This window comes from Flavobacterium hibisci (assembly GCF_020026925.1).
Lineage (GTDB): Bacteria > Bacteroidota > Bacteroidia > Flavobacteriales > Flavobacteriaceae > Flavobacterium > Flavobacterium hibisci.
Genome location: NZ_JAIQDW010000005.1, coordinates 1 through 13,319, shown reverse-complemented (window position 1 = coordinate 13,319; position 13,319 = coordinate 1). Strand labels below are relative to the sequence as shown.

Sequence of the window (13,319 nt, the reverse complement as noted above, 5' to 3'; positions counted from 1 at the left end):
TCGTCTATAGGTGCAGAATTTAAAATAAAAAGCTGTAAACTTTTATATTGAATCAGGATTACAGCTTTTTATTGAAGTTATAAACTAGCGATACTGTCCAAAATAAGTTTTGCCGTTTTGTCAATTGTTTTTAATACTATTTCTTCCGGAGTTCCCTGAAAAACTTCTCTATGGCTTATTTTTTCAGTAGGAGTTATGATGTAAAAGAAAATCGTACCTACAGGCTTTTCTTCAGTCTCACTGCCTCCGGGACCTGTTAATCCGGTAATCCCGACAGTTATTTTTGAATTGAATATTTTGGCTGCCTGCTGTGCCAGTAACTGCGTGACTTCTGCTGACTCCGGAGTGTATTTTTCAATAGTTATGTGGGGAACATTTAAAATCTGTTCCTTTACAAATACATCATAGCAAACAATACCGCCACGCAAAATTTCTCCTGAATAAGAAGTCATTGAAAATTCTGCGCTCATTCTGCCGGCAGTAGCGCTTTCTGCAAAAGCAATATTGCATCCTTTTGCTGCAATTGCTTTACTGCATTTCATCACAATATCTGAAGGCATAAGATTTTAGTTTATAAATTATTAATGCTCGCTGCTAAGGAGTATTTTTTTACCTTTTTCTTTTTTTATAAAGCGTATTGCAATATCCGGATGTATCATAATCAGACTAATTTTAAGCATTCACGTTCATATACTTCTTTTCTGAGTCCGCTGCTTGAGAAGCGATGATTACGTTTATTGAAAACAAGTTTTATTTCCATTTTTTCGCAATATTCACGGCCTGTAAAATTTTTATTTCTATATTCTTCTCCCAGAATCCTTACATCGACAGGAAGCGCCTGCAATATATCCAGAAGATCCTGTTCGGTGGCGTATGGAATAATTTCATCAACGAATTTGCAGCCTTTAAGCTGTATATAGCGCTCAACAACAGATTGCGTAGGTTTATTTTTTTCTGGTCTGTCCAGCGTTGGATCAGTTTGTAATCCTACAATTAAATAGTCACAATGCTGTTTTGCTTCTTCAAGCATTCTCACATGGCCTGCATGTAATAAATCAAATGCACTAAATGTAATTCCGGTTGTTGTTTTATTTAATTTCATTTTACTTTTTTATTACGTTTATTTCAAATCGTTAAGTGGTTTATTTGTACATGAATCCCACAAAAATAAATCTAAACGCTAACTATTTCTTACAAAACGACTTTTAAGAATTATATAATTTACATTTTTCTAATTGGCTTGGATGTAGAAATTATGTATTCAGTTTAGATTGCCTTTTTTAATGATTGAGCCATTGCTTTTGCATCTTCAGCATAATTATCTTTATAATATTTGAGCAGTTGTGCTTTTGTTTTCTTTGAATTTTTAGCGTGGCCTTCCCATATGACACCAAGTGAGGAATAAGGAGGCAACGTAACTCCGATGCTGCAGAAAAAATTAGCAATATTTCCTGTAATATGTTCGACACCATCAGAGTCTCCAGTTACAATTACACCCCCAATTTTTCCGTCAAGTGGAGAATCCTCTCCTGACAGAATGATATCGTAAACTTCATCAAGGCGCTCAATGCATTTTTGAAGTTCAGAAGAATGATTGTTCCACCAGATTGGAGTTGCAAATAGTATAATTTCAGCTTCAAGAATTTTATTATAAATTTCAGGCCAGTCATCTTCTGTATCCAAGTGTATAAATGTTCCTGGGAGAATCGTATGGCTGGCTAGTTTTATAACTTCATACTCAATGCTTTGTTTGCTCAGATATTCTCCAAGAAATTCAACGAGCGTTTCGGTATTCGAGCGTCCTTTATTTTTTAAGGTAGCCAAAAGTATAATAGCTTTCATGTTTTTTATTTAATATGAATTTTGGATAAATCCCCTTGTGCCGGACCATTAATTACGGTTCCTTCCGAATCAAATCGGGAACCGTGGCACGGGCAGTCGAAAGATTTTTCATCATTGTTCCATTGTACCACACACCCAAGATGAGGACAAACTGCAGAAAATGCTTTTAAAGCATTATCATAATCACGATACACTGCGATTTTCTTTAATCCGGAGTTAATTATTGCACCTTCACCGGGTGGCAAATCGGCTGTGTTATCCAAATCGGACCCACTTATCCAGTCCAGGTATTGTGAAGCCATATTGCCCGCTTCTTTGATAAAATCACCTGTGGTTTTCAAAGTAATTCTTGACGGATTATATAAATCTTCCCATTTGTTTTTAATGCCCATTATGCTGTCGCAAATAATCATAGCACCAATTGTAGTATGCGTCATGCCATTTCCGGAATCCCCGGTAATAATATAGATATTATCGTCGCCGGGATTTTTCCCCATAAATCCTAATGAATCCACCGGTTCCATTACCTGACCTGACCATCTGTAAGTAAGATCATCTTCTAACATCGGAAAATAATTTCTTGTCCATGCTTCTAGTCTGTCATAGCGAGCAGATTCAGGAATGTTTTCTTCATCTGCCTGACCTGTTTTATGATCTTCTCCTCCTGATATCAGCAAGTCATAATGATCATCAAAACTTTCCAAACGCACATAGTGATAAGGCTGCGAAACCCATTTTGATTCCTGATCGCCCGTGTCCCACCAAAGCGAGTAGGGAAGTGTTCCTTTTCGAACCTTGCCGGCAATTACATACGTTCTGTACGCATGCTGTTTCGTATGCATGGTCACAACATCATTAATCGGGGTATTTGTGGCTACAACAATATGATTTGCTGAAAAAGTAAAACCATTTACTTTAGCTCCCTTTTTCGTTATATTTTCTGCATGGGCTTCGGTATAGATAATTCCGCCAAGCGAAATAACAGCGTCAGCGAGCCCTTTTAAATAATGTAAGACATGAAACTGCGCCTGATTGCTAAAAGCAACGCACGATTGTTGTTCACAATTTGCTAATCCAGGAATTCCTTTTAATAAAGCAGTTTTTAATCCAGCTCTTTGTGTAGCGTTAAATTCCTTTTCTAAGTTTTTTTCTTTGTCAGTAGGATGAAGAAATAAATATCCATTTGCTCTTTTAAAAGAACACTCAATATTTAAATCATCTACAATTTTTTCAATTTCATCTATTGCTGCTGCATGACTTTCAGCAGCTAGTTTTGCTGCTTCTTCTCCAAAGGTATTTTCAAGGAAATAGTATCTGTCATCTAAGGCGCAGGTTAAATGGGCTGTAGTACGTCCCGTTTCGCCGCTTCCAATAAAACCGTCTTCAACAATTACAACTTTTTTACCTGCTTTGAGCAATTTATAAGCTGTGGTTAGCCCGGCAATTCCGCCTCCAATAATAAGTACTTCTGTGTCAATATCCTGATTTGGCTTATCGCCTGAAATGATAGGAGAAGAATCAATCCAAAATGAAACATTTTCACCTGAAGTTATGCTGGAGTTTTTTAATATATTTTCTGAATCCATAAGATATTTTTTAAATAAAAAATCAATTAATAGCGATGTAAAGTATAGTAAGCGAAATGTTTCAAAGCTACTATCGATCAATATTCAATTCTTACAATTTTATTTTTAAATTTTATAGGATTGCCAGTTGTGTATTTATGTAAGACTTAGGCTAAATAATGTAAAACTAAGCTGCTTAATAGTAGTTACTTACAATTCTTAATTTAAAAAAAATATACTATGAAAGCAGCAGTCATACACGGACCGGGATCGATTAAATACGATACAGTAGATGATCCTAAGCTAAAAGAAAAAGATGATATTATTTTAAAGGTAACTTCAACTGCAATTTGCGGATCTGATTTGCATATTTATTCAGGAGGTTTTCCGCAGCCAAGACCAATGGTTCTGGGACATGAATTTATGGGGATAGTAGAAGAAACGGGTTCTGCCGTTACCCATCTTAAAAGAGGAGACCGGGTTGTTGTCCCTTTTCCAATTGCATGCGGAAATTGTTTTTTCTGTAATCATGATGTGCCTGGAAATTGTGAGCATAGCAACCCTGAGAATTATGGACCAGAAGGAGGGATATTAACAGAAAAAGGAGGTGCACTTTTTGGCTATACCGATTTATATGGCGGGTACGATGGAGGTCAGGCACAATATGTACGCGTACCTTATGCGAACTATGGTCCCAGAATTGTTCCTGAGAATTTAACTGACGAAGAAGTGCTTTTCCTGACGGATATTTTCCCAACCGGATATACAGGAGTGGATTGGGGAGAAGTAAAAGGGGGTGAAACCGTGGCGATATTTGGTTCTGGTCCTGTGGGTTTAATGGCTGCCAAAAGTGCCTGGCTTCGCGGGGCTGATCAGGTCATTATTGTAGACACGTTACAATTTCGACTGGACAAAGCAAAAGCAACAACAGGAGCTACAACAATACTTTGGGAAGATGGCGCAAAAGATGTAATTGAGCAGATTCGGGCTCTTACACAAGGTCGCGGAGCAGACGTATGTATTGATGCAGTAGGTTTTGAGCCGGATCGTAGTTTTGCTGATCGTGTAAAAGCTACAGTAAATTTTGAAAAAGGATCTACTAAAGTTCTTGAAGCCTGTATGAGTGCTGTGAGACGTAGTGGCATTGTTTCCGTATTAGGTGTTTATGGGGTAAATTATGATAATTTTCCTATTGGGCAGTTTTTTGATAAAGGAATAGTTCTTAAAGGAGGTCAGGCTCCGGCTCATAAACATATTGATAAGCTTTTAGAATATGTAGTTCAGGGCAAGGTGAAACTAGATGATATCATTACACACCGATTGCCCTTATCTGAAATTTCTCATGCTTATGATATTTTTAAGAAAAGAGAAGATGGCTGTGTGAAAGTTGTATTAGATCCATGGCAGTAGTTTTTAGTCAAAAACAAAATCCTAATTCCCTAAGATGAATTAGAGAATTAGGATTTTATTTTTATATGTTAACGTACATTTATTTGATAGTAAATCCGTTTTCCTTCAGCATTTCAGTGACTTTTATAATCATTTCAGAAAGATGCTCACTTATAGAAAGATCTGTTTTTACCCAGTATCTTACGTTGATCTGAATGGTATTTCCAGTAATGCCGGAAACTACCGCTGAATTGAAATAATCTTTGTCTACAATTTCACTGTCTTTTTTCAATACTTCGGTAATCAAATCCAGTGCTTTTCTATAATCAGAACCATATTCAAGTCCAATGGTAAAATCCTGCAGTAAATATCCATCGCTATTAAAATTAATGAGAGTATTTTTTATTAAAAGGGCATTCGGCACATAAATGTTTTTGCTGGCGCTTTTTATTTGAGTGTCGCGTAAATTAAGGGCTACTACTTTTCCCTTTACACCATTGGTTTCAATAATATCTCCGACAGAAAACGGTCTTTTGAATGCCAGCAAAATTCCGGCTAAAAAATTTTCACCAATATCCCTAAGCGCAAATCCAATGATAAAAGCTGATATGCCGGCTCCGGCAAGAATACTTTGTGCTACTCCCGTAAGTCCGATAACACGAAACATAAACAGGAAGCCAATTATTATAAGGACAGCTTTAAGAAGATTTGCAATAAAAGTTGCCAATAACGGGTCATGCATTCTGATTTTTAATCTTCTGTCTGCAAATCCCCTGACACGTGATGCTATAAACCATGAAATTAAAATGACAGCAACAGCCAGTAGTAATTTTGGCATAAGGTCAACAATATTGTTATAATATCCCTTTATATGATTTACAATATCTCTGAAAAACTCTTCCATAATTCACATTAAATTATTTCATTATGATTAAAAATAATAAAGACACAAATGAGAATTTTTACACTATTAAACAATTTATTTATATAATTAGATGACTACTTTTTGATAAAATTTCAATTTAATTTAGCTTAAATCATTTGCTGTTTCTGCTATAATTTTCCACATTTCGACTTTTTGATTGAAAGAGATTCCTGCATGTAAGCCACTGGTTGAGGGAAGGGTGTGATAAGATATACCTGCTTGTGGAGTTGAATATTTATAGAAAAATTTAGCTGCCGATTTACTTTCAAAAAACACATACTGAATGTTTGGATATTGTTTATGAAAATTGACAAAATCATTTACTGTTTCGTTGGTTATTTTAGAATCGCTGCTTCCTTCTCTGATACAGGAGGCTAAGACATTCCAGAGGGCAATTTTATATTTTTTAAGAAAGATTTTGCGGTCCTCATAAGATTGGATATAATCTTCATTAAAAATAGTAAATATGATTTTCCAGAAATGATTTCCCTTATTCCCGTAAAATTGCTGTTTAGCGATAGACTGATCGCCCGGCATTGTTCCGAGAATCAATATTTTGCTGGAACTATCTATCAGAGGATCTAAAGCAGTTTTATACATAAGAAAATCAAATTATATGATAATACAAAAAACATCTGTCGTATAACAGATGTTTTCTAATAAAATGGAAGAAAATATATTTAAAAAAAATAGTATTATTCAGCTGCTACCATATTTACGACATTTAAAGCAACATCGTTAAGTATGCAATCTGCCTCTTTTTCTTCTGCAAGTGTTTGTGTTAATAGTTTTGCAGCATCATTTTCTCCGAGTGTTTTTGCAAAAGCAACCAACGTTCCGTATGTAGCTATTTCATAATGTTCAATTTTTTGGGAAGCAGCAATAATACCAGCATCCCTAACAGGTCCTGGGGTTGTTTCTTCAAGAATACTGTCGCCTTCTTTGAGTAATCCAGCCATAGCTTCGCATTTTTTTCCTTCGGCTTTTTCGCCTAAAAGGTCGAAAACTTGTTTCAGCCTTTCTACCTGAAGCTGAGTTATGTCAAGATGTTCTAAGATTGCGCTTCCAAGTCCCGGAGAGCTCGCATTAGCAGCCATTTTTGGCAATTCGCCCACAAGTGCGTTCTCTGCCCAGTAAATATCTTTCAGACTGTTAACAAAAAGTTCTTTTAATTCGGTTGCAGCATCAGCGGCTGGCGCTACAATATTTGCTTTGTCATTACTTTTTATAGCTTTTGTTTCAGTTGCTTTTCCTTGGGTCGCATTTGTCTGACCTTGTTTTTCTGAATTTTTCATGGTTATTTTTTTTAATTAAATATATAAGTTTGGTTCACGATCCCAGAAACGGTGCATGGCCATTGCGTCGATAAATTCCTGCGCAAATGCTTCAGATCCTACTTCGCTGGTAATAATAATTCCAGGATCATCATTTGTTAGTTTTGAAGCAAAAGCAGTTCCGCTCAATACTTCAGATGCTTCTCCGTCAGCTCCTATAACTTTACAATGTTTGTATGCATCATTAAGATATTCCAGGGCATCATCATTTTCTGCTAAAACATTAAGTCCAATTCCGTGAGGCACATACACTGCATCAAATAAAACCGAGGATGCTGTAAGAAAACTAAATTCAGCAGCAAGTGCTCCATCAGCATCTGTAAGAACAGATCCTAAATGTGGGGCAATTACACATCCTTTTGCACCTTGTTTTTTAAGGGCACTTTTGATATTCATTACTGCTGCCTCAGAAACTCCGTCCGAGCAAAGTATGGCAACTTTTCGGGATTCGATTGTAGGTGAGTTCGTTGGATTTTTAACCATACTTAATGCTTCTGATACACTAACAGAGGATTCAACCGTTTTAGGTTCCTGATTTCCGCCTTCGTTTTCCGGAGAAACTCCTTTATTAGCAGGAAATTCAGGTATTGGAGGTACAGAAGCTCCTAAACCTAATGCCACTTTTTCAGCTAATTGTGCATCCACTTGCGAAAGAAGTCCTAGCATTCTTACTCTGATAGCAGTAGTTTCTACTTTACCAAGTTCAAAACGAAGCGCTTTTACAATATGGCTTTTTTCTTCAGGGGTCTGGCTGTTAAAGAATAATTTTGCCTGACCGAAGTGATCTGCAAAACTCTCGCTTCTTTCTCTCACCTTATGTGCTTCAATACGTTCGTTAAAACTAGAGAACCCACCTTCGGCAATTTGAGCCTGATACGGACATCCGCCGCCTAGTGAATTTGGATGATAACTTACTCGGCCTTTGTTAACTTCCTGACGCATAAACCCATCACGCTGATTATTGTGAACGGGGGCAACGCTTCTGTTAATTGGAATTTCATGGAAATTCGGCCCGCCTAATCTGGTAAGCTGTGTATCTGTATATGAGAATAATCTTCCTTGTAACAACGGGTCATTAGAGAAATCAATTCCGGGTACAACATGTCCGGGGTGAAAAGCAATCTGTTCTGTTTCTGCAAAGAAATTATCCGGATTTTTATTCAGTACCATTCTTCCAACAATAGTAACCGGAACTATTTCTTCGGGAACAATTTTTGTTGGGTCGAGTAAATCAAATTCATATTTGTTTTCATCTTCTGATGGAATTACCTGAACACCTAGTTCCCATTCAGGAAAATTGCCCATTTCTATAGCCTGCCATAAATCTTCTCTGTGAAAATCCGGATTCTTACCAGAAATTTTTTGTGCTTCATCCCAGGCTACGGCGTGGGTTCCTAATTTTGGTTTCCAATGAAATTTTACAAAGGTAGATTCTCCGGCTTCATTGATTAATCTGAAAGTATGGACTCCAAAACCTTCCATCATTCGATAGCTTCTTGGAATCGCCCGATCAGACATCGCCCACATAATCATATGCATTGATTCGGGCATTAAAGATATAAAATCCCAAAATGTGTCATGTGCAGAGGCAGCTTGAGGCATTTCGTTGTGAGGCTCAGGTTTTACTGCATGAACGAGATCAGGGAATTTTGATGCGTCCTGAATAAAAAATACGGGAATATTGTTTCCAACGAGGTCATAAACACCTTCCTGTGTGTAAAATTTAACAGCAAATCCTCTAACATCCCTTGCAAGGTCAGTAGATCCGCGAGAACCGGCAACGGTAGAAAATCTTGCAAAAACGGGAGTCTTAATTCCGGCTTCTTTTAAAAAACCAGCTTTTGTCAATTCTGGAATTGGATTGGTTACTTCAAAAAAGCCATGTGCTCCTGAACCACGTGCGTGAACTACTCTTTCCGGAATACGTTCATGGTCAAAATGGGTGATTTTTTCCCTTAAAATGAAATCCTCTAATAAGGAAGGGCCTCTTTCGCCCGCTTTAAGAGAATTATTATCATCATTAATTCGGACACCCTGATCGGTAGTGAGGAATTTGTTGGTTCCGTCTGATTTGTTTATAGACAAATCTCGCTGTTTGTCGTCTTGAAAATTTTTCATACTGATTAATGAATTTTTACATAGTTAAAATTAAAACGTGGAGGATCTTTTTTTAGAAATCTGTTATTTATAGATGCAGATTAACAGGGAGTTATACTTTAAGAGTTCTCCTCTTTTTTCAAATTTAAATGATATAAAAACGGCTATTTTATACAATTGCTTAAGTATATTTCACAATTACCATTTCTTCGTAAACTGTCTAAATAATCTGCAGATGTGGACGTATTTGCATAGTTACAATATCACATCTTTGAGGCTGGGACAAACAAAATAAAACACTCATGGCAATGTCTTCTGCTTTCAGCATTTCCATTTTATCTATTTTTTCGTTGTGCTCATCTTTTGTACCGGGCTGCATGTCACTTGTTACCGCTCCGGGCTCAATAAGAGAAACTTTGATTCCAAAAGCATTGACTTCCTTACGCAAAGAAGTACTGAAACCTCTTATTGCCTGCTTCGTGGCAACATAAATAGTACTTTCAGGCGACTTTGTTTCTGCACTCATAGATCCAATGTTTATAATATACCCTGATTTTTGGTTTTTCATCCTCGAAACAGCTTCTTCGGCAAAAGCTAAATATCCTGTAATATTAGTATCAATCACATATTTATAATCTTCGAAAGCGCTCCCTGTAAGGCCGTCAGCTGGTAAAGCGGCATTGTTGATAAGGATGTCAATTCCTCCAAGATCGTTTTCCGCTATTTCCATTATTTTTTGCACATCTTCTTTTTTAGTTACATCGGCCGGAGTGCCATAAAGCTCACAGTCAGGAAATTTTTGTTTGATGTCATCAAATGCACTTTTAAAATCTTCGTGGTTTCTTCCAAAAATAAGCACGCGTCCGCCGAGTGATATCAATAAATCGGCTATTGCTTTTCCAATTCCGGTTGTACCGCCAGTAATCACAATTCTTTTATCTTTTATATTTTGTCCAAAGTAGTTCGTTAAATTTTCCATATTTGTTTTATAAAGAGTTTGATTAAAATTTGTCTGATTGTTGTTATTTAAAATGAGGCTTATTAGGTTTGTTATATCACCATTTTACTTTAATTACACCCAGACCCGAAATTTCATATTCATGCCTTTCCGCACTTTTATTGAATGGTTTAAGAATTTCATTATTTTGAAATACTTTTGTCTGAATCTTGTGATGATTAAGTTTTATAATTTTTAAATTGTAGCACAGGTCCTTATCTCCATCAAGTTGTATGGTGACAGCTTTTCCTCTTTTATGAAATTGAGCAGGATAATCGATAAAAAGAAGAAAATCTTCCTCGATTTTGATGTATTGTCTAGGAACAACGCCAAATGCCATTCCCGCTCCATATACTTCCTGACCAACCTGCCCGCTTTTTTCCCAGCCGTTGTATAAATCTTCCAGCGGAATCCACAGATCAGCCTGAATTTCCCCCGTTTTAACTTCTTCAGAGAGCATTTCTTTAGGCAACATCGTAGGGTAATAATAAGCAATCCTGCCAACAGCATATTTAATGAATTCAGGAAGCAGCGTTTTTAATGCCGGTAAAATTTCAACATTTTTCGCCTGAATCATATATTCTGATAATGCAGCATATACTTCTAATTCTTCATAGGCAGCAGTATAAGGCGCATTATTTAGAGGGAAAATTGAAAAGAAATTACTGTAATTTTTACCAAACCCGTATCTGCAATCATACAGCTGAATATTTTTAAACAATCCTGTAAGGCAGGTATAGCTTAAATCCAGGTATATTTTTTCATTGGTAATTTTGTACAATTCTAATAATGCACCTGCTGCAAAAGCGGTATTATTAGCCTGATATAAAATGTTTAGCCCCAAATCTGCTAATTTTTTTGCTGCTTTTTTTGCTTCCTTTAAATAGCGTTCTTCTTTGGTTAGTTTAAAAACCAGCATCATTAAATGCGCGTAAGACCCCGGAACATCATTTTCTCCGCCAGCACCTGGTTCCGTTTCTTCTTTGATTATTTCAAGGGTTTCCATATTATAAAATACGGGCCATTCATATTCAAAATGATGAGCAACTTTTATAACATATTCTATAGAATCCAATACCAGTTTCTCTGAAGTTTTGTCACCTGCCAAAGCCAGCCTTGCCAAATTCATTAAAGGATGATGCAGATACCACGAATCCATCACCATTTCCTTCTTGTGTTCCTCAGACTGGTCCAGTTTATCAACCATTGAAGGAAGCCAGCGATTAATACAATTTATTTTTGGGTCGTAAAAAGCGGACAGACCTTTAATCAAATCATCACAAATAGGTTGTTTTTCAGAGATCCATTCTTCATATTCTTTAAAAGGAGTAAGTACAGCAAGCTGAACCATGCTTTCAGGAGGTGTTTCATAATCGCATAAGTAGGCACTCAAATACAGAATTCCGTTTTTTTGTGTCCATGCACCTTTGTTATTAGTTAAATCTGTTGCTGCCTTTTGAGCAATTTCAGGCCAGTTATGATATTCAATTCTAGGCTGTTGCAGCACTTTATAAATCTTAACAAGATTATTTAAAAAATGTTCACAGATATCAGATGTTTCTTCAAATATTTCAGTATCAAACACTATATAAGCATCTGAAATAGTAAAAGCTTTTCCTGAAGGAAGTGGTAATTCGTCAGTAGGAGGAAGCTGAAATCCAATTTCAGGCCAGTTTCCTCCAACAGTATTTTTTGATTCCGTTTTAGTTGCTTCACAATATTCAGACAACGAAGTAAGATTTTGAAAATAAAAAAAAGACCCTGTCCGTGGTTTTGTAATGCTAGCAAATAATAATCCTGATCTGGATCCAAATTGCTCCATATGAATTCTTCCACTTGTATTTTCGACATTTCCATTTTGGGTAAGCGGAAGTATGTCTCGTGGCGAAAACGGAATCATCAAGGCCGTATTTCCCTTGAAAGTAGTTGTATAATGCAGTAAAGGTATTGTCAGATTCGGAAAATTAACCCGGACTTCATACTCTCCAAGTCTTGAATTTAGCACAATGACAATCGTGTCTCTGTCATCAAAAAGATTGATAATTTCAAAACAGCTATTCATACCAAATGCTGCACGAAAGGCTATTTTTCCATTTTCAGGCATGAGCACTACAATCCAGAGCGAATCGCCTGTATTGTAAAATTGACAGGTATAATTAAGCAATTTCCTTTCCAAAAGGATGTCACTATTTTCAATATCTGCCTGGGCAGTTGCGCTCCAGGGTGTAACTGTGTGCATAATGATAAGTTTTTAATTGATAAAATCCCTTTTTAAAATTTAAGGTATTATTCGCCTGTTTCCATATGTGGTGCATCTACTGGCTTAGATTGTGATGATCCAATCTGCCGCAGATAAACGGAAAGTATTACAATTGCAAATACAGAGAGAAATTCGCTTTGCCAGTTCTGAAAAGATTCAAACCAGAACCTCGAATCCCCAATATAATCTGATGCAGATTCTACAGGCAACCCTTTGAGTGATAGCTGTTCGTTCTCGTCTTTAAGACTTCCGTAAAAATGAGCTATAAATGACGCTATAAACAATAAAAATAAAACAATGGTAAGTGAATGTTTGTAAAGGCTTAAAACCAATCCTCCTTTTTTTACAGGCCATGGTGCGTTTTTTCGGATAGGTGATGGTTCTCTGTCTACTTCTTCTTCCTTATCAAAATCTTTAGATTCAGAAGAACCTTTCTGCATTAGAAAAATGGTAAATACAACAAATAAGGCCATTTGCAGAAATTCGCTTTCCCAATTTTCAAATGTAGACTGGATAAAGTGGCCGGAAACAAGATAAGCCGAAAATTCAATGGCTGTACTCCCTTCTTCTATAAGTTCTTTATTATGTTCTTTAAAACCAAAAATTATCTGCCCAAGTAATGCTACAATAAATAATGCTAAAAAGCAGATACCTAAACCATTATTGCGTAAAAAAGTTTTCATAATGTCATTTGTTTTTACAAATTGACAAACTAAAAAAGACTTCTCTTTATATAATTTCTTACAGGACTTACAGAATTATAAAATATATGCCAAGAAATAAAAAAGAGGCTGTCTCAAAAGGACAGCTTCTTTTCGTTTATAAAAAATTAAGATAGCTATAAAAAATTAATTCGGTTTTCGGAATTCGGCTTTAAAGATGATTTTCCTTTTTTTGACTGATTTTTAGG

The 13,319-nt window shown here is 36.3% G+C and carries 12 protein-coding genes; 1 reads left to right on the top strand and 11 read right to left on the bottom strand.

All coding sequences use genetic code 11. The features are described 5' to 3' along the window. Positions 1 to 77: 77 nt before the first annotated feature. The 4 genes from K8B81_RS07035 to K8B81_RS07020 form a co-directional block, all read right to left on the bottom strand. The gene (locus K8B81_RS07035) at positions 78 to 560 is read right to left on the bottom strand and encodes a CinA family protein (RefSeq protein WP_223680310.1); all 483 of its coding nucleotides are present in this window, start codon (positions 558 to 560) and stop codon (positions 78 to 80) included. A gap of 101 nt (positions 561 to 661) precedes the next feature. After that, positions 662 to 1,102, bottom strand: coding sequence for an adenylyltransferase/cytidyltransferase family protein (locus tag K8B81_RS07030; protein ID WP_223680308.1), 441 nt, complete (start codon positions 1,100 to 1,102; stop codon positions 662 to 664). Positions 1,103 to 1,266: 164 nt separating this feature from the next. Further along, positions 1,267 to 1,842 carry a flavodoxin family protein gene (locus K8B81_RS07025; protein WP_223680306.1) on the bottom strand — a complete coding sequence of 192 codons (576 nt, stop codon included), beginning with the start codon at positions 1,840 to 1,842 and terminating at the stop codon, positions 1,267 to 1,269. Between the two features lie 5 nt (positions 1,843 to 1,847). Then, positions 1,848 to 3,428: an FAD-dependent oxidoreductase gene (locus K8B81_RS07020; protein ID WP_223680304.1), complete on the bottom strand. Its 1,581-nt coding sequence runs from the start codon at positions 3,426 to 3,428 to the stop codon at positions 1,848 to 1,850. Positions 3,429 to 3,647: 219 nt separating this feature from the next. Here K8B81_RS07020 and K8B81_RS07015 point away from each other — a divergent pair, with 219 nt between their 5' ends. Next, on the top strand, positions 3,648 to 4,817 hold the full coding sequence (locus K8B81_RS07015; RefSeq protein ID WP_223680302.1) for a zinc-dependent alcohol dehydrogenase: 1,170 nt from the start codon (positions 3,648 to 3,650) through the stop codon (positions 4,815 to 4,817). A 79-nt stretch (positions 4,818 to 4,896) separates the two neighbouring features. On the opposite strand, the gene K8B81_RS07010 is transcribed toward K8B81_RS07015, so the two are convergent. The 7 genes from K8B81_RS07010 to K8B81_RS06980 form a co-directional block, all read right to left on the bottom strand. After that, complete coding sequence (locus K8B81_RS07010) at positions 4,897 to 5,700, bottom strand: mechanosensitive ion channel family protein (protein ID WP_223680300.1); 804 nt, start codon at positions 5,698 to 5,700, stop codon at positions 4,897 to 4,899. Between the two features lie 123 nt (positions 5,701 to 5,823). Then, positions 5,824 to 6,321 carry a DNA-deoxyinosine glycosylase gene (locus tag K8B81_RS07005; RefSeq protein ID WP_223680298.1) on the bottom strand — a complete coding sequence of 166 codons (498 nt, stop codon included), beginning with the start codon at positions 6,319 to 6,321 and terminating at the stop codon, positions 5,824 to 5,826. Positions 6,322 to 6,416: 95 nt separating this feature from the next. Further along, a complete protein-coding gene (locus K8B81_RS07000; RefSeq protein ID WP_223680296.1) occupies positions 6,417 to 7,016 on the bottom strand; it encodes a YciE/YciF ferroxidase family protein in 600 nt (199 codons plus the stop codon). Between the two features lie 15 nt (positions 7,017 to 7,031). Next, entirely contained in the window at positions 7,032 to 9,173 is a 2,142-nt protein-coding gene (locus tag K8B81_RS06995) for a catalase (protein ID WP_223680293.1), read from the bottom strand. Between the two features lie 199 nt (positions 9,174 to 9,372). Beyond that, on the bottom strand, positions 9,373 to 10,131 hold the full coding sequence (locus tag K8B81_RS06990) for an SDR family oxidoreductase (protein ID WP_223680291.1): 759 nt from the start codon (positions 10,129 to 10,131) through the stop codon (positions 9,373 to 9,375). 76 nt (positions 10,132 to 10,207) lie between these two features. Continuing rightward, positions 10,208 to 12,388, bottom strand: coding sequence for a hypothetical protein (locus K8B81_RS06985; RefSeq protein ID WP_223680289.1), 2,181 nt, complete (start codon positions 12,386 to 12,388; stop codon positions 10,208 to 10,210). 47 nt (positions 12,389 to 12,435) lie between these two features. After that, positions 12,436 to 13,092, bottom strand: coding sequence for a DUF6766 family protein (locus K8B81_RS06980; protein ID WP_223680287.1), 657 nt, complete (start codon positions 13,090 to 13,092; stop codon positions 12,436 to 12,438). Positions 13,093 to 13,319: the final 227 nt, after the last annotated feature.

What these genes read in the sequence shown, in the direction of transcription:
- K8B81_RS07035 (WP_223680310.1), bottom strand. Translation starts at nt 560, where the DNA reads ATGCCTTCAGATATTGTGATGAAATGCAGTAAAGCAATTGCAGCAAAA.
- K8B81_RS07030 (WP_223680308.1), bottom strand. Translation starts at nt 1,102, where the DNA reads ATGAAATTAAATAAAACAACAACCGGAATTACATTTAGTGCATTTGAT.
- K8B81_RS07025 (WP_223680306.1), bottom strand. Translation starts at nt 1,842, where the DNA reads ATGAAAGCTATTATACTTTTGGCTACCTTAAAAAATAAAGGACGCTCG.
- K8B81_RS07020 (WP_223680304.1), bottom strand. Translation starts at nt 3,428, where the DNA reads ATGGATTCAGAAAATATATTAAAAAACTCCAGCATAACTTCAGGTGAA.
- K8B81_RS07015 (WP_223680302.1), top strand. Translation starts at nt 3,648, where the DNA reads ATGAAAGCAGCAGTCATACACGGACCGGGATCGATTAAATACGATACA.
- K8B81_RS07010 (WP_223680300.1), bottom strand. Translation starts at nt 5,700, where the DNA reads ATGGAAGAGTTTTTCAGAGATATTGTAAATCATATAAAGGGATATTAT.
- K8B81_RS07005 (WP_223680298.1), bottom strand. Translation starts at nt 6,321, where the DNA reads ATGTATAAAACTGCTTTAGATCCTCTGATAGATAGTTCCAGCAAAATA.
- K8B81_RS07000 (WP_223680296.1), bottom strand. Translation starts at nt 7,016, where the DNA reads ATGAAAAATTCAGAAAAACAAGGTCAGACAAATGCGACCCAAGGAAAA.
- K8B81_RS06995 (WP_223680293.1), bottom strand. Translation starts at nt 9,173, where the DNA reads ATGAAAAATTTTCAAGACGACAAACAGCGAGATTTGTCTATAAACAAA.
- K8B81_RS06990 (WP_223680291.1), bottom strand. Translation starts at nt 10,131, where the DNA reads ATGGAAAATTTAACGAACTACTTTGGACAAAATATAAAAGATAAAAGA.
- K8B81_RS06985 (WP_223680289.1), bottom strand. Translation starts at nt 12,388, where the DNA reads ATGCACACAGTTACACCCTGGAGCGCAACTGCCCAGGCAGATATTGAA.
- K8B81_RS06980 (WP_223680287.1), bottom strand. Translation starts at nt 13,092, where the DNA reads ATGAAAACTTTTTTACGCAATAATGGTTTAGGTATCTGCTTTTTAGCA.